Origin of the sequence: Streptomyces sp. NRRL S-87 (genome assembly GCF_000719335.1) — a bacterium.
Taxonomy (GTDB): domain Bacteria; phylum Actinomycetota; class Actinomycetes; order Streptomycetales; family Streptomycetaceae; genus Streptomyces.
Genome location: NZ_JOGB01000001.1, coordinates 37,342 through 55,253, shown reverse-complemented (window position 1 = coordinate 55,253; position 17,912 = coordinate 37,342). Strand labels below are relative to the sequence as shown.

Genomic DNA, 17,912 nt, shown 5'->3' with positions numbered 1-17,912 from the left:
GCCGTCGCGCTGCGGCTCACGGCCGCACCCCGTGCCCCCGGCCCCCGCCCAGTCCCCGCACCCCACGTCAGGAGCGAGCACCGTGTACCCGAAGCGCACCGCCGTCCGCGCCGCCGTGGTCCTGTGGACGGCCGCCGCCGGCCTCGTCGCGGGCTGCACCGGCGGGTCCCCGCCGGCCTCCGCCCCGGCCACGGCCACGGCCACCGGCTGCCCCGCCGCGCTCGCGGCGGCGACGGCGGCCGTCGCGCGGGCGGAACGTACCGACACGTCCTGGACCGGCCCCACCACCGGGCCGGCGGCGGTACCGGACAAGACCCTCGTCTACGTCGCCCAGACCATGACCAACCCCGGTGTCGCCGGTGTCGCCCAGGGGCTGCGGCAGGGTGCGGCCGCCATCGGCTGGCGGGTGCGGGTCATCGACGGCCAGGGCACCCCGGCCGGCATCCAGGCAGCGCTCAGCCAGGCCGTGACGCTGAGGCCCTCGGGCATCGCGCTGGGCGGGTTCGACCCCCTGCTGACGGCCCAGCAGACCGCACGCGCCACGGCCGCGGGCATCCCGCTGATCGGCTGGCACTCCGTCAGCACCCCGGGACCGAGCACGCGGCCGAAGCTGTTCACCAACATCACCACGGAGGTGGCGGACGTGGCTCGGATCAGTGCGGACTGGGTCGTCGCCCGGTCCCGCGGATCCGCCGGGGTGGTCGTCTTCACCGACGACTCGATCCCGTTCGCCCACCGCAAGTCCGATCTGATCAAACGGCAGTTGGCCCGCTGTGGCGGGGTGCGGCTGCTGGCGACGGAGAACATTCCCATCCCGGACGCGACCCAGCGCACCCCGCAGCAGGTGTCCTCGCTGGTGTCCCGGTTCGGGCGCCGCTGGACGTACTCCGTGGCGATCAACGACCTGTACTTCGCGGACGCGGCCCCCGCGCTGCGGGCCGCCGGACTGCCCGGGGCGGGGCCGCCGTTCAACATCGGCGCGGGCGACGGCGACCCGTCCGCCTTCCAGCGCATCAACAGCCGGCAGTACCAGGCGGCCACCGTGCCGGAGCCGCTGACCCAGCAGGGCTGGCAGATCGTGGACGAGTTCAACCGCGCGTTCGCGGGCCGGCCGGCGAGCGGGTACGTGGCGCCCGTCCACGTGGTGACGGCCGCGAACAGCGGCGGGGCCACGTCCTGGGACCCGCCCGGCTACCGCGAGGCGTATCTGGGGATTTGGCGCGGGAGGTGAGGTGGTGGGGGGGTGGAGGGTGGGTGCCGGCCGCCGCGTGGTGTGCGGGTCCGGTCAAGGGCCCGTTGAGGGGCCCGGTTCGGCGGTGGGGGTGCCGTCCAGGGCGACCTCGATGCCCCGGGGCGTGACGCGTACGGAGGTGGGTGCCAGTCCTGGGAGCGGGGTCACCGTCCCGGCCCCGGGCGTCGCCGGAGCGGCAGCGAGGCGGTCCTCGATGAGGCGGGTGAGGCGCTCGGGGGCCGGAGCACCCATGACGGTCGCCCCGACCAGGGCGAACCGGAAGCGGCCGTCGTGCAGTTCGGGGCGGAGCGTCACCGTGACGGCGCCGCCGGGGCCGAGGCCCAGGCGGAGGGTGCCGGCGGCCGGGTCGGTGGCCACGTCGGTGGGTGCCAGGGCGGGGCTCGCGGACGCGAGCCAGGAGCGGACCGCGCCGGTGGGCACCGTGATGCGGCCGTGGACGGAGTCGACCGCAGCGGCGTCGTGCGCACCCCGGTGGACGTCGATGCCGTCCAGGCGGAGGTCGACGGAGGCGCCGGTGACCGGGCCGATCATGGCGTGGTCCCCGGTGACGGTGACGCCGTCGGCGCGGCCGCGGAGCAGGGCGAGCAGGCCGGATCCCGACAGGTCCGCGTGGGTCGCCCCCAGGCGCGGTCGGAGGGCGTCCTCGACCCGGTCCTCGACGACCGCGGTCGCGGCGTACTCGGCGGTGCCCGCCAGCACCACGGCGCCGAGGAGGCCGCCGAGGAGTCGGGCGCGCCGGCGTCGGAGCCGGGAGCGCGGCGGGCGGTCGGGCGCGACCCGGGCGGAGGCTCCGCCCGGCCGGGGGCCGGCGGTCGCGGGTGTGGTGGGGGTGGTGGGGCTCATGGGCGTACCTCCGGTATCGGGTGGGCAGTGGCGGCCGGGTCCGGCGCCCCGGGTCCGTCCGCGCCGGCTCGTCGGTCGTGGAGGGACTCCCGGCCTTCGCGTCCTGCCTTGGTGTCCGTGGCCGCCGGTGCCGGTCCGACGGCGGGGTCGGCGGGCGGGGGGCCGCCCTCCGGATCGAGGTGCGGCAGCAGGCGGTCCAGCCAGGCCGGGATCCACCAGTTGGCGCGGCCGAGCAGGTTCATCGTCGTCGGGACCAGGAGCAGTCGGACCACGGTGGCGTCGAGGACGACGCTGACGCCGAGACCCAGCGCGAGCATCTTGACCACCGGGTTCTCCGAGAGCAGGAACGCGAGGAAGACGCTGGTCATGATGAGCGCGGCACAGGTGATGACCCGGGCGGTGGAGGCCAGTCCGGCGGCGACGGCGGCCTGGTTGTCCCGGCCGGCCAGCCAGTACTCCCGGATCCGGGACAGCAGGAACACCTCGTAGTCCATGGAGAGTCCGAAGACGATCGCGAACATCATCGTCGGCACGTAGGACTCGACGGGCACCGTCTCGTCCAGGCCCAGCAGCGACGAGCCCCAGCCCCACTGGAAGACCGCGACGACGACCCCGTACGAGGCGGCGATCGACAGCAGGTTGAGCAGCGCCGCCTTGAGCGCGACCAGCGGGCTGCGGAACACGGCCAGCAGGAGGACGAACGCCGCCGCGACGACCAGGCCGACGACCAGCGGGAGACGGTCGGCGAGCACGTCCCGGAAGGTCTGCTGGGCCGCGGTCTGCCCCGTGACGTACCCGGTGGCGTGGTACGGGTCGAGGGCGTCGGGGAGGGTCCGGTCCGTCAGCCGGTGCAGCAGGTCGGCGGTGGCCCGGTCCTGCGGGGCGCCGGCGGGCGTCACGGTGGAGACGAGCAGGGCGCCGTCCGCGGTGGGCACGGGCGGGGTGGCCGAGGCGACCCCGGGCGTGTGGGTGAGCGCCTGGTGGAGGTCCTTCGCGAGGCGGGTCCGCGCGTCGGGGGTGGTGCCGTTCTTGTCGAGGGTGACGACGACGGTGGCCGTCCCGTTCGCGCCGGGGCCGAAGCCGTCGGCGACCAGGTCGTAGGCGCGGCGCTCGGTGGCGGTGGTGGGCGAGGCGCCGGCGTCGACGTGGCCGAGCCGCATCCCGGCGGCGGGTACGGCGAGCAGCGCGAGCAGCGCGGTGCCGAGCAGCAGGAAGGTCCAGGGGCGGCGGCCCACGACCGCGGCCCAGCGCTGCCACACGTCCTGGCCTGGCGGACCGTCCACGGCCGCCTCCCCGGTCCCGGTGCCGGTCGTGGTCGTGGTGGGGGTCGTGGTCGTGGTCGGGGTCGTGGTTGCGGTCCCGGTCCTCGTCGCGGGCCCGGTCCGGTCCCCGGACGTGTCCCGGCGGCCGGCGCCGTACGCGTCCGCGTCCGGCTCGTCGACGGGGGTGCGCACGCGCAGTCGGTCGATGCGCCGGCCGGCCAGGCCCAGCAGGGCGGGGGTCAGGGTGAGCGCGGCGAGCGCGCCGGTCAGGACGGTGACGCCGGCCGCGACGCCGAGCATCCCGATGAAGCCGACACCGGAGGCGAAGAGGCCGGCCAGGGCGGCCGTCACCGTCAGGGCGGCGACCAGCACGGCACGGCCGCTGGTGGCGACGGCGCGGCCGGCGGCCTCGGCCGGGTCGGGCACGGAGTGGAGCAGCTTGCGGTGCCGGGTCACCAGGAACAGCGAGTAGTCCAGGCCCACGCCGAGGCCCATCATCACCGCGAGGGTCGGCGAGACGGCGGCGAAGTCGAGGCCGGCGGCCAGCAGCCCGAGCCCGGCCAGGCCGATGATCAGCCCGACGATCGCGCTGACCAGCGGGAACGCGGCCGCGGCCACGCTGCCGAAGCCCAGCAGCAGGACGATGACGGCGGTGATGACGCCGATGGCCTCGGAGGCCCGGTCGGCACCGGTGGGGGCGGCGAGCCGGCCGAGGGGCCCGCCGTACTCGACGGTGACCCCGTCCGCGCGCAGCGGTGCGACCGCCCCGTCGACCCGTTCCACGTAGGCCTTGTCGAACCGGATGGGGTTCGAGGCGAACCGCACGGTGTAGTAGCCGGTGCGGCCGTCCGCGGTGACCGCGCCGGGGGTCGCCAGCGGGTCGGCCACGGAGATGACCTCGGGCAGGGCCGCCAGCCGCTGCCCGGCCGCCCGCACGGCCTCCCCGTGCGCGGCGAGCCGGTCGCCGGCGCGGCCGGCCGACAGCACGACCTGGGCGGGTACGCCCCGGGCGGCGGCCCCGCCGTGGGCGTCCAGCAGGTCGGAGCCGGTCTGCACGGAGGTCCCGGGGAGCGTGAAGTCGTCCTCGTAGTCCCCGCCCCAGGCCCGGTCGGCGCCGACGGCCGCGAGCAGGGCCACCAGCCAGACCGCGACCACGAACCAGGGACGGCGGGCGCAGCCGCGGCCGGCCCGGTGGAGCAGTCCGTCCGGCACGGCGCCGGACGGGATCGGCTGGTTCGTACGTTGCATCGGGACATCCTCGCGTGGGTCGACGACGGGTCGGACTGGGGGGGTGGCGGCGCCGGGATCGATCATGGCCGGTGATTGCCCGGGCGAGGTGAGCGGATTGTTAGGGCTCTGTAAGGCCGCGCCGTGCGGCGCACCGGCGCCCGCCGGCCCCGGCGGGCGGCTGGCTAGCATGGCCGCGTCACCCCTCGCACCCGCGGCCCGGCTCCGCGCGCACGTCATGGAGTCGTCGATGAACCCCCGCAAGGGACTCGTCCTCATCGTGGAGGACGACGCCAACATCGCCGCGCTGCAGCGGCTGTACCTGGAGCGGGACGGCTACCGGACGGAGATCGCGCAGGACGGGACCGCGGGTTTCGAGGCGGTGGCCCGGCTCGCGCCGGCGGCGGTCGTCCTGGACGTCGGGCTGCCCGGCATGGACGGGGTGACGCTGTGCCGCCGGCTGCGCGAGCGGGGCGACTGGACACCGGTCCTGCTGGTCACGGCACGCGGTGACGAGGCGGACCGGATCCTCGGCCTGGAGCTCGGCGCGGACGACTACCTGACCAAGCCGTTCTCGCCGGGCGAGCTGGTGGCCCGCGTGAACGCCGTGCTGCGCCGCGGGGCGCGCCCGGCCGCCGGTCGAGGCGCCTACGAGCTGGGCCGGGTGCGGGTCGACGTGGACCGGCACACGGTGCACGTCGACGGCGTACCGGTGGAGTTCACCGCCCTGGAGCTGAGCCTGCTCGCGCACCTCCTCGAGCACCGCGACCGGGTCTTCACCCGCGCCCAGCTGCTGGAGCGGGTCTGGGGCGACGCCGCCCACCGGGACCCGCGGGTGGTCGACGTGTACGTGTCCCAGATCCGCGGGAAGCTCGGCGCCGCGAGCCCGATCCGGACCGTGCGGGGCGTCGGGTACAGCGCGACCGGCAACGGCGCCGCATGAGCGCGACACGGTCCGGCCGGGGCACCCTGGCCCGCGAACTGGTCCTGCTCGCGGGCCTGATCGCGCTGGTCGCCGTCCTGCTGACCGGGGCGGCCGCCTGGTACACCGCGCGCTCCGGCGCCGAGGCCCAGGAGCGCGAGCAGCTCGGCCGGCAGGCCACGGTGCTCAGCCGGGTCCCGCGGCTGTCGGGGCTGCTGGTCGAGGGCGGGCAGCTGATCGCCGGCTCCAACGGGGTGCGCCTGGCCGTCCTGGACCCGTCCGGTACGCTCCACGGCCCGGCCGCGGCCGCGGTGTCGAACGCCCAGCGGGACGTGCTGCTGGCCCGCGAGCCGCTGTCCGCCACCGGCACGCTGGACGGCCGGCCCGTCGTCCTGGAGGGGCGGGTTCACGGGGCGGGCGGTGTGGTGCTCGCCAAGCCGATGGCGGAGGTGGACGCGGCCACCGCCCGGATCCGCCGGAACCTGCTGCTGCCCCTGTGCGCGGGCCTGGCGGGGGCGGTCGTCGCCGGACTGCTGCTGGCCCGCCGGATCAGCCGTCCGCTGGTCCGCGCGGCGGCGTCCGCCAGACGGCTGGCCGCCGGCCGCCGCGGGATCGCGGACCCGGGCGGGTACGCCGGACCGGGCGCGGCGCAGGACGTCGGACCCGACGCCGTCGCGCGCCCCGGCGGGGGCGCGCAGCCGTCCGGGGGGCCGGGCGGGAGGCCGGGCGCGGGGCCGGCTCCAGGCGGCCGCCCGGCGGCTACCGGCCCGGCCGAGGTCGTCGAACTCGCCGAGGCCATGGCCGTCCTGGAGCGGGCGCTGGTCCGCAGCGAGGCGCGGCAGCGGGAGTTCCTGCTGTCCGTCTCGCACGAGATCCGCACCCCGTTGACGACGATGCGCGGCTACGCGGAGGCCCTGGCCGACGGGGTGATCCCGGTCGAGCGGGTGCCGGAGACCGGCAGGGTGCTGGACGCCGAGGCGCGCCGGCTGGACCGCTTCCTGTCGGACCTGCTCGACCTGGCCCGCCTGGAGGCCGACGAGTTCCGTTTCGAGCCCGCCGAGACGGACCTCGTCGCCCTCCTGGAGCAGGCCGCCGGGTCGTGGCGGGAGCGCTGTGCGCGGCACGAGGTGGAGTTCCGCTGGGAGCCGCCCGCGGCCGGGGGCCCGCTCACCGCACGGACGGACGGCTTCCGGGTCCGGCAGCTGGCCGACTGCCTGCTGGCGAACGCCCTGCGCCTCACCCCGGCGGGGGCGCCGGTGGTGCTGGCGCTCGCCGCGCTGCCGGGCGGCGGCGCGCGGGTCGAGGTCCGCGACGGCGGTCCGGGGCTGACCGAGGACGACGTCACCGTCGCCTTCGAGCGGGGTGCGCTGTACGCGCGCTACCGTGGCGAGCGGCCGGTCGGCAGCGGGCTGGGGCTGGCCATCGCGCACCGTCTGGCGACGCGGCTGGGCGGCACCCTCGGCGCCCTGGGCCACGGGCCGGAGGGGGGTGCGGTGTTCACCCTCGTCCTCCCGCCCGCGGGTACGGTCCCGCACGGCCACCCCCGGGACGAGCCGTCGCCGATGACGGCGGGCCCGACCGGGCTTCAGGAAGGCAGTCGAGGAAACCGATGACGACGATCGCCGTGACGGGGCACATCCGCATCCCCGAAGGGGACCGCGCGTGGATCAGGGCCCGGCTCGACCGGCTGCTCGGCGACCACCCGGCCGAGGACCTGACCGGCATCTCCTGCCTGGCCGCCGGGGCGGACACCCTGTTCGCCGACGCCGTGCTCGCGGCGGGCGGCCGGCTCGTCGCGGTCGTGCCCTCCGCCGACTACCGCGAGCGGATGGTCGCTCCCCAGGGGCGCCCCGACTTCGACCGGCTGCTCGCCGCGGCGTCGGAGACGAAGGTCATGCCGTTCCGGCAGGCGTCGGCGGTCGCGTACGCGGCGGCCAACCGTGTGCTGCTCGGCCGCGCGGACCTGCTCGTCGCCGTCTGGAACGGCCTGCCCGGCCGGGCAGGGGGGACGGCCCACACGGTGGCGGCGGCCCGTGCCGCGTACCTGCCGGTCACCGTCGTCTGGCCGACGGGCGACGGCGCGGTCCCGGGGGCGTCCGCGTCGTAGCGCCGGCCCGGGGCGGTCATCCGCGGGCGGTGCCGTGCTGGTGCTGTTCGGGGAGGTGGCCCTCCGGGTGGACCCAGGGCATGACGTTGGCGGGCCGCGCGTCGCGGAAGAAGTCGAGGACGTCCCGGTCCGAGTGGCGCAGGCTGAAGTGGGTGAGGACGAACAGCGTGTCCGGGTGGGCCTCGACGACGGGCCGCAGGCGGCTCCAGACGGTGTGCCCGACGCGGTCGGCCCGCTCCGCCTCGGCGTCGTCCAGGTAGGTGCACTCGGTGACGACCACGGGGTACTCGAAGAGCCACGGGTTGTCCTCGAAGACGCTCACGTGGGTGTCGCCGAGGAACGCGAACAGGGGCTTGCGCACCTCGTGTTCGACCGTGGCGCCGGCGGCGCGGCGGCGGGCCACGAGGCGCCCGAACTCGCCGCCCCGGCCCTGTGCCGCGAGGGTGCGGCGCAGTTCCTCGTACTCGGGCAGCAGTGCCGTACGGCGTTCCGAGAACGCGTAGCCCACGCACGGCACCTTGTGGGCGCAGTCCACCACGCGCACGTGGTGCCCGCGGCGCCCGAAGGTGAACTCGTCACCCCCGCGCACCCCGTGCAGCCGGCAGCCCGCGGCCAGGGCTGGGTCGTAGGCCGGTCCGTGGTTGAGCTCGGCCGAGGCCTGGAGGAAGGCCTGCGCGTACGGCAGGGCTGCGGCCGGCAGGCGGACGTCGACGCCACCGGGCCGCGCCGCCAGGTAGTCGAGGTCCTTGGCGTGGTCGTGGTGGGTGTGCGTGAGGAAGACGTGCTCGGGCTGCCGGCCCTCCGCGAGTCCCGCGTCGAGGGCGCAGCGCAGCTCCGGGACGTGGAAGAAGGTCTTGTCGTTGGCGCGCGAGTACCCGGTCAGGGTGAGCTCCGTGCCGGGGATGCGCCAGGTCTTCCACTGGCGGAACGGGTGCCCCCGCTCGAGCCGTTCGGGGTGTGCGGGCAGCGGGGTCCGCGCGGGTGCGTGCGTCATCGGTGCCTCCGTCGGACCGGGCCGTGGTGAGGGGTGGGGCCCGAGCGTAGCGGGCGGGTCCCGGCCCGGTCCGCGGATTTTCCGCCGGCTCGGCGGCCCGCGGACTCCTCGTCTCCGGGCTGCCCACCGGGTCCTCCGACGGCCGACGGCCGACACGTGCCCCCGGACGGCAGCCGCCGTCGGGGGCACGGGGCCGGCCTACCGCGGCTCGAGGGCCGCGACCCGGCAGGCGCCGCCCGCGGCGCCGCCCGGGACTCCGGCGGCGGTCAGGCCGTCGATGCAGGTCTGGAGGTCACCGACCACGCCGCGGTGGCACGCCGCCGTGACGGCGTCGGTGACCTGCACGCCGGCCTGTACGACCATCTGGGTGCACGCGGGGATGTCCGCCCGGGCGGTGGGCGCGGCGAGCGCCGCGCCGCCGAGGGCGAGGGTCAGTCCGGTGAGGGCACCGGCGATTCGGGTCGACGTGCGCATGGGACGCACCTGCTCTCCATGGGGGCGGCCGGGTCCTACTGGGTGGCGACCTTGCAGGAGCTCGACGCGGTGGCCGAGGAGACGCCGACGGCGGTCAGGCCGGACACGCACTCGCTCTGGTTGCCGGTCAGGCCGAGGTAGCAGGCCATCCGGACGGCGTCCGAGACCTCGCCGTGCTGCTCGCGCTCGACCTGGCTGATGCAGCTGTCGAGGTCCGCGTGGGCGGTGGGGGCCGTGAACGCCGCGCCGCCGAGCGCCAGGGCCAGGCCGGCGAGGAGGCCGGCGATACGGTTCGTCGTGCGCATGGGACGCACCTGCTTTCCGGGGGCTGCGCCGGGCCGCGCCCCGTGGTCGTGCCGGTTCCGTGGTCGTGCGGTTTCCGTGGTCGTGGCGTTGCCTCCTGCCGTGGCCCGCGATTCCGGTCCTGCCCGCTTCGGCGTGCGGTCCCGGGCCCGGCGGTGCCGGAACCGCGCGGCGACGGTGTGGGCGTACGGGCGGCGGCGCAACGGTCGCGCACGCGCGGTGACGGAGTCGGGCGCCGCCCGTCGGGGCCGGCGTACGCCCGGTCGCGCCGACGTGCACCGCCCGGGTCGACGAACCTACGGCTACTGGGACTTTACGGCGAAGAGCTGGACGGCGTAGTCGCCGCTCACGCCGACTCCGGTCTCCTTGTACGTGCAGTTCAGGATGGTCTCACGGTGGCCCTTGGTGCTCTTCATCCAGCCGTCCACGTGGCCCTTGGAGTCCGAGAAGCCCCAGGAGACGTTCTCGGCCGAGGGTCCCTGGGGGTCGTAGCCGGCCGCCTGCATCCGGGACAGGGATGTGGAGCCGTCCGAGCCGGTGTGCCCGGTGATGTTGTTCTTCGCCATGTCGTCGGCGTGCGCCTGGGCCGCCTGCTGGAGCTTCGCGTCCACCTTCAGTGGTTCGCAATTCGCCTTTGCCCGTTCAGCGTTGACCAGGTCGAGGATCTCCCCCGGCGAAGACGCCTGGACGGCGCCCGTGGCGGCCGGGGTCGCGGTGACCTGGGCGGCGCCCGCGGTGGCTGCGACGCCCAGCACGAGCAGCGGGGTCGCGCAGGCCGCCGCGCACACGCGTCGGATCCGGTGGTTCGTGGTAAGCATGAAGGTTCCCCCTCGACGGGGTGATCGTGGAGCCACTCACGGCACCCGGCCCCCGAGGCGGCCGCAGCACACGGCCGCAGGGCGGTGCGCGGCCTGTGGCGAGACGGACACCGCCGCGGGATGGGCGGGGCGCGCGCCTCCTGCTCCTTCCACCGTACGACCGGGCACGCGCCACCACGAGCCGGCCGCCCCTGCAACCGCCCGGACCTGCGCACCCGCGCACAGCGCCTTGCCGCCCCCACCCCCCAGCAGCTACCGCCCGGTCACGGCAGCAGCCCCCTCACTCCCCAGCATCAGGACGGACCGCAATGTGGTCGGGTTCGAGTTCGACGAGGACGCGGTGCTCCATGCCGAGTGCCGCCGTGTACTCGGCGGGCAGTTGGAGGCGGCCGGCGCGGTCCAGGGTGGCGTACTCGCGGGACACCAGCGACTCCCGGCCGTCCGCGTCGACCTCCGTGCGGCGCAGCACCTCGGAGGAGGTGCGGCCGTCGCGGATGGCCACCGTACGGCGCACCTCCGAGGCGACGGCCTGGTCGTGCGTGACGATCACGATGGTCGTACCCAACTCCTCGTTGGCCCGGCGGAAGGCGGCGAACACCTGCTCCGCGGTGGCGGAGTCGAGTTCACCGGTGGGTTCGTCCGCGAGCAGCACCGACGGGGAGTTGGCCAGCGCCACGGCGACGGCCACCCGCTGCTGCTGGCCGCCGGAGAGCTGCCGGGGGTGGTGGTCGGCGCACTCGGCCACGCCGAGCATCGACAGCAGCTCCCGCGCCCGGTCCGCCTGCGCACGGCGGCGCCCGCGGCCGCGCAACCGCATGGGAAGGGCCACGTTCTGGGCGGCCGTCAGGTACGGCAGGAGGTTGCGGGAGGTCTGCTGCCACACGAACCCGACCACGTTCCGCCGGTAGTCGAGGCGGTCCTTCGCGGTCATGGCGAGCAGGTCCCGGCCGGCCACCCGCGCCGCGCCCGCGGTCGGGACGTCCAGCCCGGCGAGGATGTTCATGAGGGTGGACTTGCCGCTGCCGGAGGCGCCGACCAGGGCCATCAGCTCGCCCTCGCGGACCAGCAGGTCGAGGCCCTGGAGGGCCTGTACCTCGACCCCGTCGGTCGTGAAGATCCGGACGAGCCGGTCGCAGGCGATCAGCGCGTCGTGCCCGTACGAGGGGCGGTCGCGGCGGGCGGCGGCGCGGCGTTCGAGTTCCGCCAGGGTGGGCCGGGCATCCGCCGGGGTATGGGCCGGGGTGTCCGTTCGGACGTCCGGTGCCTTCGTGTCCGTCATCGTGTGTCTCCCGGTCCGTGCTTCGTGGAGGGGCGCCGTCGGTCCGACCACCAGGCCTGTGCGGCGGCCACGCCGGCCGTCAGCACCACGACGCCGAGCGCCGGCAGTGCCAGCGACCCGGCGTCGACGGCCAGGACGGCCGAGACGGGCGGGACTGGCGGGACGGGCGAGTCGGCCGGGGCGGTGCCGGGTGCGGCCGTCAGCGCCAGCCGGGTCAGGTCGATCCCTGGACCCGCCAGCCGGATCGTGGCCCAGGCGGTGAGGATGCCGCCGCCGGCGGCGAGCAGGGTCTGCGGCAGGGCCTCCAGCAGGAGCAGTGCCCGCCCCTGACGTCCGGTCAGGCCCAGGGTGCGCAGCCGCAGCAGCAGGGCGGCCCGTTCGGGGGCCGAGCGCAGCAGCGCGAGGAGGAGGGCGACCGCGGCGTAGCCGGCGCCGGCCGCGGTGGCCACGGCGTAGACGCGTTCCGCGCCCTGCTGGAGGGGCGTGTCGGTGAGGGGGGCCCGGGCGGCGCTGCGCAGTTGGACGGGCAGGGGGCCGGCCGCGGCGCGCAGGGCGGCGGCGTCCGCACCGGGTGCGGTGGCCAGCAGGGTGGTCGCTCCGGTGGCGGGCAGCCCGGCGGTGTCGACGAGGAGGAACTCGCCGCGGGGTGCCGCCGGGGTCTCCTCCCGTACGGCCGCCACGCGCACGGTCACCTCCCCGCCCAGGGTGGTGACGCGCACGGGCCCGCGGCCGAGCCGGTCGGCGAGGCCCGGGGAGGCGACGGCGTCGAGCACGCGGCCGGACCGTCCGAGCGCGGTGGCGGGGAAGGCTCCCAGTCCCGTGTGGGCGGCCAGCCGGGCGTAGGGTCCGGGTTCGGCGCCGATCAGCGTCAGGGTCCGGCGTCCGCCGGTGCCCTGCGACGGGACTGCGGCGGCCCGGTCCACGCGTACGGCGGTCGCCTCCTGTACTCCGGGCACCCGTCGTACCGCGGGCAGCGTCCCGGCGGGCAGCGGCCGGAGGTCGCCCGGCGTGGTGATCCGTACATCGGCTCCGACGGCCAGCAGCGCGGCGCGCTCGCGCGCGTGGGTCACCCCGGCCAGCACCGATCCGCCGAGCGCCGCGGTGGTCAGGGCCACCAGCAGCGCGAGCAGGGGCAGGACGCCGGCCGCCGGTGCCCGGCCGGCGCGGGCCAGGGCGAGGAATCCGACGGTGCCGCGCAGCCGCCTCGCGGGCCGGGCGGCCCAGCGCAGCGGAAGGGGGTAGAGCCGGACCAGTACGAGCGCGGCGGCGAGGGCGACGAGCACGGGGGCGGCGGCGGCCGAGGGGCCGCCCGCCCCGGGGGCCTGGCCGCGCAGGGTCTGCAGGGCGCCGGCCGCCAGGACCAGGAGGGTCAGCTCGGCGACGGTGCGGGCCCGGCCCGGGCGGGTGGTGGCGAGGTCGTCGCGCTCCCCGTGGACCCGGGGCCGGCGGTGGGCCAGTACGGCGGGCAACGGCAGGACCACGCAGGCGAGCAGGGCCACTGCGAGCGCGGCGAGGAACGCCGGGGTCCGGGCGGTCCCGTCGACCAGCAGCAGGGCGGCCGGCAGGCCGAGTGCGGCGGCCGGCAGGGCGATGACCGCGGACTCGCCGAGCAGCCGGAGTCCGATGCCGGTCAGGGACGCTCCGCGGGCGCGCAGGAGGGCGAGTTCGTCGCGCCGGCGGGCGGCGACCAGGCTGCCGGCCATGGCGAGGACGACGGCGGCGACGGCGGCGCTGCCGACGGCGGCCACGGCGACGAGGTCCGCGATGGCCCGGCGGGCGGTGACCTGGCCGGTGAGGACGGTCTCCAGGTCGGTGCGGACGGTGGCGGTGTTCCCGGCGACGGCACGCAGCTTCAGCAGGTCGGGGCCGCCTTCGAGGGAGGCGGTGCGGCTGAGCAGGGCCGGGGTGTCACGGGTGGTCAGCCCGTCGGTGGCGGGGGCGAAGTGCCAGTACGGCTCGGGCTTGCCCGGGGTGCCGAGCAGGGCGGGCGCGGCGTCGGGGGCCAGCAGCAGGGCGCCGTGCCAGTAGGGGGCGGGGATGACGCCGGACCTCTTGAACGCGCGCCCGGGCGTGCGCAGTTCGGGCGCGGCGCTCCAGTACGGGCCGTCCGGCGCGACCGGTGCCACGATGCCGGTGATCGTCACGGCGAGCGGTTCGCCGCCGGAGCGGCCGGTGAGGTGGACGACGGAGCCGGGGCGCAGGTGCAGGGCGGCGGCGGTGTCGGTACTGGCGGCGGCCTCGACCTGCCGGGTGGCGGCCGTGACGGTGCCGTGGGCGGCGGGCAGCCGGCCGCTGCGGACGGTGGCGTGCTGCGCGAGTCCGGACTGGGCGGCCAGGGTGAAGGTGGGCGGGTGGACGTCCGGGCGGGGCAGCCACGGGTCCGTGCCGACGAGCGGTTCGGTGGTCCGTACGCCGTACGCCGACTGGGCGCGCTCGGCGCGCAGGGGAGCGGGCAGGGTGGCCAGGGCGCGGCGGTGGACGGCGGCGAGCGGGGCGGGGAGAAGGGCCCGCTCCCGCTCGGCCTGGGGCATCTCCAGGCCGGGCCGGGCGGCGGTGAGTTCGACGACGGTGGCGGCGGGCGGGGTGTGCGCGAGGGCGTGGCGCAGGGCCCGCGTCTCGTACGCGTCGACGGAGCGCGGGAGCGCGGCGGCCAGGAAGGCGGTGACGAGGACGAGGGCGCCCAGGGCGAGGGCGGCTGCGGGCGAGGTGCGCAGCCGGGTGCGCACCCACGGCGCGGGGGTGCGGGTGCGGCGGGTCCGGGGGGCCGGGGTGGTCGCGGCGGGCCGGTCGTCGGTGGGCGTGGCGGTGGCGGTGGGGCGGTTCATGTCAGCTGTCCCCCTGGTTGCGGAGGGAGGGGGCGGGGCCGGCGTGCCGGAGCGCGAGGGCGGCGGCGGTCAGCAGCGGAACGGCGGCGACCGCGGCGAGGAGCAGCGCCAGGTGGGTCCCGGGCAGTTCGACGAGGACCGGCGGCAGCGGGCGTTCGGCGCGTGCGGTCAGGACGAGGAGCGGGACGACGGCCCGGGTGAGCACGGTCCCGATGCCGAGGCCGGCGAGGACGCCGACGAGGGCGAGCAGGCCGTGTTCGGCGGCCGCGAGTGCGGCGAGTCTGCGCCGGGAGGCGCCGAGGGCGCGCAGCACGGCGAGTTCGGCGGACTGCTCGCGCAGGGAGCCGGCGGCGCTGACGGCGAATCCCACGGCGGCGAGCGCGGCGGCCGCGGCGGTCACGGCGAGCAGGGCGGCGCGCGGTCCGCGGCCGAGCGGGTCGCCGAGGAGCGCGGCGGCCCGTTCGTCGCGTACCAGCACGTCGTCGGCGGCGCCGGCGTCGGGGCGGGCGCGCAGGGCGGCGGCCACGGCGGTGGGGCGGTCGGTGCTCAGCCACCACTCGGTGGGGGCGAGGGTGCCCCTCCCCCGCTGGGTCAGGACCTCGTTGACGGTGCGCAGGTCGAGCAGGAGGCCGCCGCCGTCGGCCCGTGGCGCCTCGGACGGGGCGCCGGTCGCCGGGCCGCCGGTGGCGGGCGTGCCGGTCGTGGGCAGTGCGCGGACGGACTCCACGATGCGTACGGTCAGCCGCTCGCCGGCCAGCGTGAGGTCGAGGCGGTCGCCCGGGCGGGCGGCGGCGGCCGTGAGGAAGGCGTCCGTGGCGACGGCGGGCAGCGGCTCGGCCGGGGCGGGCCGGAGGGTGCGCAGCCGGACGGTGTAGGCGTCGTCGGCGTCGACGACCTGTCCGGTGTCGTACCCGAGGACGAGCGGCAGCGATCCGGTCGCGGCGGGCTGTCCGGGCGCGATCAGGTCGCCGTCGCGCGGTGCGGCGATCTCCGCCTGCCAGCCGACACCGGCCGGTGGCACGAGGCCGCGCAGGGTGCCGCCGGCGGTGCCGGTGGACAGGCCGGTGAGCTCCAGCCGGTGCCGCTCGGGTGCGGCCGGCCGCGGTCCGGTCCCGTCCGTGAACGGCGGCCCGCCGGGGCGGGAGCCGCTCAGCAGGAGGCCGGTGAGGCGCAGGGGGCCGGCGGGTGCGTGGCGGGCGCCGGTGGCGGTGCGGTCGAGGTCGACGAGGAGCCGGTGCGGGCGGGCGTCGGCGGGCAGGGGGCCTGCGGAGAGCTCGTACGGGAGGCCGTAGCGGTCCTCGGCCAGCACGGTGAGCACGGGCGGACGGGTGGGGTCGGGGCCGTCCCCCGGTGGGGCCGTCCGGCGCGCCGGGGTGGTGGTCAGGCGCAGGTCCAGCGCCAGGGTGGCGGCGTCGCCGGGGAGGCGGATCTCCGGTGCGGCGGTGCGCCGCGGTGGGGTGAGGGCGGCCAGCAGGTCCCGGGCCGGTTCGTCGGCGAGGTCCGGCCGCAGCAGGAGCCCTTCGTCCGCGTCGCCGGTGCCGAGGGCGAGGACGGCTGCCGTGCGGCCGCCGGAGAGGTCGGCGGTGGTGCGGTGCGCGGGCGCGGCGCGGCGTACGCCGGGCCAGGCGGCGTAGACACCGGCCTGGCCGGGGCCGCCCGGACGGCCGTCGAGGACGCGGACGGCCGCTCCGGCGGCGAAGTCGGCCTGGTCGCGCTGGGAGCGGTCCCAGGAGGCGCCCTGGCCGACGGCGAGGGTGCCCGTGGCAGTGGCCAGGACGAGCAGCAGCACGGGGCCGGCGCCGCGCAGCGGCCGGCGGGCCAGGTGCCAGCCGGCCAGGGCGGGCCCGAGGCCGCGGGAGCGGGCCGCGCGGCGTTCGGCGAGCCGCGCCAGCGGGGGCAGCAGGCGGAGGGTCAGGACGGTGCCGGCGAGCAGCGCGAGGGCGGGGGCGGCGACCAGCAGCGGGTCGACGCCGAGCCCGGAGCCGGCCGCGGCGGTGCCGGCCGGGCCGGTCCGGCGGTCGAGCTGCCAGTAGGCCACGGCCGCGATCACCACGAGGCCGACGTCGGCGCCGGCCCGCAGCGGGGCGGGCAGCGTGCCGTCCCGGCCGGCGCGCAGGCGCACCGCGCCGTCCGCCGCGGCGGCCAGGGCGGGCGAGACGACGGCCGCCGCGCAGCACAGGGCCGCGGCGGCGGCCACCAGCCAGACGGAGGCGGTCGGGGCGGTGCCGAGGGCCCCACCGGTCCGCTCGGGCCCGCCGGTCCGGGCGTAGCCGCCGATCAGGCGGGTGAGCGGGCCGGACAGCAGCGGGGCGATCAGTGCGGCGGGCGCGGCGAGGAGCAGGGCCTCGGTGACGGCGAGGCCGGCGATCCGGGAACGGGCGGCGCCGCGGGCGCGCAGCAGGCCGGTCTCGCCGGCCCGCTGGGTGCTGAGCAGACGGGCCACGAGCAGCAGGGCGTAGCCGGCGAGCAGGACGAGCTGGAGGGAGACGATGAGGAGGGTGGAGCGGGCGACGACGAGGGCCCGCTCGGTCCGGTCGAGAACGGCGGGCAGGGCGGTGCGGACGGTGGCGCCGGACGCGAAGTCCGGCTCCTTGCGGAGGGCTTCGGGCCCGCGGGCGGCTGCCGCGCGCAGGGAGCCGATGCGGCCGGTGGTGAGGGTGCGGTAGTCGGCGGTGGCGAGCCAGCCGCTGGGCCCGGTGGAGGTGCGGCCCGGGGCGAGGGCCGCGGGATCGGCGAGCAGGGGGCCGTACGTGGTGAACTCCAACGTGCGCACGGCGCGTCCGGCGAGCGGGTCGAGCTGCCAGTACGGGTCGCCGGTGTCGCGGGCCTGGTAGGTGCCGGTGATGCGCACGGTGAGCGGGGCCCCGGTGACGCGGTCGGTGAGGCGGAGCCGGGTGCCGGGGGCGAGGCCCAGGCGGCGGGCGGCGGTCTGCGGGAGGGCGGCCGGGATCTCGGCCGGCCGCCCGCCCGACGCGGCCGCCGGCGGGCCGGGCAGGGCTCCGGCGACGAGGCGGACCCGGGTGGGGTCGAGGGCGGCGAACTGGGTGAGGTCCGGGTTCCCGGAGCGGGCCGCGGCCGGCTGCAGGGCGCGCGGGAGCTCGTACGGGCCGGAGGAGCTCAGCGCACGGACCGTCACCGGCAGTCCGTCGAAGGTCCGTCGGGCCGCGCGCTCGACGGCGGCCCGGGCGGCGTCGCGGCGCTCCGGCGGTACGTCGGCGCTGACGACGAGGGCGGCCTGGCCGGCGGCGGGGCCGCGCAGGCTCTCGCGCAGCGCGGTGTCCCCGACGGAGCCGGTGAACGCGGCCAGGGCCGCGAGCACGGCGGTGGTGAGGAGGACGGTGAGCAGCGCGCAGGTGAGCAGGAGCCGGTGCGCGCGTGCGCGCAGGAAAACGAACCCCGTCACTGTCGACCCGCCCCCCGGCCGACGGTCGTGGGTGCCGGCTCGTTCAGTTTTCTATCAAGAAATGATGTTGCTGCAAACAGGAATCGTCCATAAATAGGCGCGGATCGCCAGGCAGACAACAGGAGTTGTACATCGGTCCGTCATTGCCCGGACATGTTCCGCCTGCCCATACTGGGCCGCGACGATCACGTACGGGGATGCAC

Annotated in this window: 13 protein-coding genes; 4 read left to right on the top strand and 9 right to left on the bottom strand. The window is 77.3% G+C overall.

The window, feature by feature from the left end; all coding sequences use genetic code 11:
* Window positions 1-82: 82 nt before the first annotated feature.
* Window positions 83-1,231, top strand: coding sequence for a substrate-binding domain-containing protein (locus IF43_RS0100225; RefSeq protein ID WP_030192398.1), 1,149 nt, complete (start codon window positions 83-85; stop codon window positions 1,229-1,231).
* 54 nt (window positions 1,232-1,285) lie between these two features.
* Here IF43_RS0100225 and IF43_RS0100220 read toward each other — a convergent pair whose 3' ends face one another.
* Window positions 1,286-2,095: a DUF2993 domain-containing protein gene (locus IF43_RS0100220; RefSeq protein WP_030192396.1), complete on the bottom strand. Its 810-nt coding sequence runs from the start codon at window positions 2,093-2,095 to the stop codon at window positions 1,286-1,288.
* On the bottom strand, window positions 2,092-4,605 hold the full coding sequence (locus IF43_RS42310) for an MMPL family transporter (RefSeq protein WP_063753249.1): 2,514 nt from the start codon (window positions 4,603-4,605) through the stop codon (window positions 2,092-2,094). Before IF43_RS42310 ends, IF43_RS0100220 begins: the two co-directional genes overlap by 4 nt.
* 229 nt (window positions 4,606-4,834) lie before the next feature.
* Here IF43_RS42310 and IF43_RS0100205 point away from each other — a divergent pair, with 229 nt between their 5' ends.
* The 3 genes from IF43_RS0100205 to IF43_RS0100195 are packed head-to-tail and all read left to right on the top strand — an operon-like array spanning window position 4,835 to window position 7,613.
* Window positions 4,835-5,527, top strand: coding sequence for a response regulator transcription factor (locus tag IF43_RS0100205; RefSeq protein WP_030192393.1), 693 nt, complete (start codon window positions 4,835-4,837; stop codon window positions 5,525-5,527).
* Window positions 5,524-7,119 (top strand): HAMP domain-containing sensor histidine kinase, encoded by a 1,596-nt coding sequence (locus tag IF43_RS0100200; RefSeq protein ID WP_063753248.1) that lies wholly within the window; start codon window positions 5,524-5,526, stop codon window positions 7,117-7,119. The genes IF43_RS0100205 and IF43_RS0100200 overlap by 4 nt, the downstream gene beginning before the upstream one ends.
* On the top strand, window positions 7,116-7,613 hold the full coding sequence (locus IF43_RS0100195) for a hypothetical protein (RefSeq protein ID WP_030192389.1): 498 nt from the start codon (window positions 7,116-7,118) through the stop codon (window positions 7,611-7,613). Before IF43_RS0100200 ends, IF43_RS0100195 begins: the two co-directional genes overlap by 4 nt.
* 16 nt (window positions 7,614-7,629) lie before the next feature.
* Here IF43_RS0100195 and IF43_RS0100190 read toward each other — a convergent pair whose 3' ends face one another.
* From IF43_RS0100190 to IF43_RS0100160, 7 genes are all read right to left on the bottom strand, one after another.
* A complete protein-coding gene (locus tag IF43_RS0100190; RefSeq protein ID WP_030192385.1) occupies window positions 7,630-8,607 on the bottom strand; it encodes an MBL fold metallo-hydrolase in 978 nt (325 codons plus the stop codon).
* A 198-nt stretch (window positions 8,608-8,805) separates the two neighbouring features.
* The gene (locus IF43_RS0100185; RefSeq protein ID WP_030192382.1) at window positions 8,806-9,081 is read right to left on the bottom strand and encodes a hypothetical protein; all 276 of its coding nucleotides are present in this window, start codon (window positions 9,079-9,081) and stop codon (window positions 8,806-8,808) included.
* 35 nt (window positions 9,082-9,116) lie between these two features.
* Window positions 9,117-9,386: a hypothetical protein gene (locus tag IF43_RS0100180; protein ID WP_030192380.1), complete on the bottom strand. Its 270-nt coding sequence runs from the start codon at window positions 9,384-9,386 to the stop codon at window positions 9,117-9,119.
* A gap of 300 nt (window positions 9,387-9,686) precedes the next feature.
* Window positions 9,687-10,202 (bottom strand): CAP domain-containing protein, encoded by a 516-nt coding sequence (locus tag IF43_RS0100175; protein ID WP_030192378.1) that lies wholly within the window; start codon window positions 10,200-10,202, stop codon window positions 9,687-9,689.
* Window positions 10,203-10,482: 280 nt separating this feature from the next.
* Window positions 10,483-11,481, bottom strand: coding sequence for an ABC transporter ATP-binding protein (locus IF43_RS0100170; protein WP_030192375.1), 999 nt, complete (start codon window positions 11,479-11,481; stop codon window positions 10,483-10,485).
* A complete protein-coding gene (locus IF43_RS0100165) occupies window positions 11,478-14,306 on the bottom strand; it encodes an FtsX-like permease family protein (protein ID WP_107048359.1) in 2,829 nt (942 codons plus the stop codon). Before IF43_RS0100165 ends, IF43_RS0100170 begins: the two co-directional genes overlap by 4 nt.
* A gap of 1 nt (window position 14,307) precedes the next feature.
* The gene (locus IF43_RS0100160; RefSeq protein WP_030192371.1) at window positions 14,308-17,709 is read right to left on the bottom strand and encodes an FtsX-like permease family protein; all 3,402 of its coding nucleotides are present in this window, start codon (window positions 17,707-17,709) and stop codon (window positions 14,308-14,310) included.
* Window positions 17,710-17,912 lie beyond the last annotated feature (203 nt).

Coding starts and splice junctions, on each gene's coding strand:
- IF43_RS0100220 (WP_030192396.1), bottom strand. CDS start 2,095: ATGAGCCCCACCACCCCCACCACACCCGCGACCGCCGGCCCCCGGCCG.
- IF43_RS42310 (WP_063753249.1), bottom strand. CDS start 4,605: ATGCAACGTACGAACCAGCCGATCCCGTCCGGCGCCGTGCCGGACGGA.
- IF43_RS0100205 (WP_030192393.1), top strand. CDS start 4,835: ATGAACCCCCGCAAGGGACTCGTCCTCATCGTGGAGGACGACGCCAAC.
- IF43_RS0100200 (WP_063753248.1), top strand. CDS start 5,524: ATGAGCGCGACACGGTCCGGCCGGGGCACCCTGGCCCGCGAACTGGTC.
- IF43_RS0100195 (WP_030192389.1), top strand. CDS start 7,116: ATGACGACGATCGCCGTGACGGGGCACATCCGCATCCCCGAAGGGGAC.
- IF43_RS0100190 (WP_030192385.1), bottom strand. CDS start 8,607: ATGACGCACGCACCCGCGCGGACCCCGCTGCCCGCACACCCCGAACGG.
- IF43_RS0100185 (WP_030192382.1), bottom strand. CDS start 9,081: ATGCGCACGTCGACCCGAATCGCCGGTGCCCTCACCGGACTGACCCTC.
- IF43_RS0100180 (WP_030192380.1), bottom strand. CDS start 9,386: ATGCGCACGACGAACCGTATCGCCGGCCTCCTCGCCGGCCTGGCCCTG.
- IF43_RS0100175 (WP_030192378.1), bottom strand. CDS start 10,202: ATGCTTACCACGAACCACCGGATCCGACGCGTGTGCGCGGCGGCCTGC.
- IF43_RS0100170 (WP_030192375.1), bottom strand. CDS start 11,481: ATGACGGACACGAAGGCACCGGACGTCCGAACGGACACCCCGGCCCAT.
- IF43_RS0100165 (WP_107048359.1), bottom strand. CDS start 14,306: ATGAACCGCCCCACCGCCACCGCCACGCCCACCGACGACCGGCCCGCC.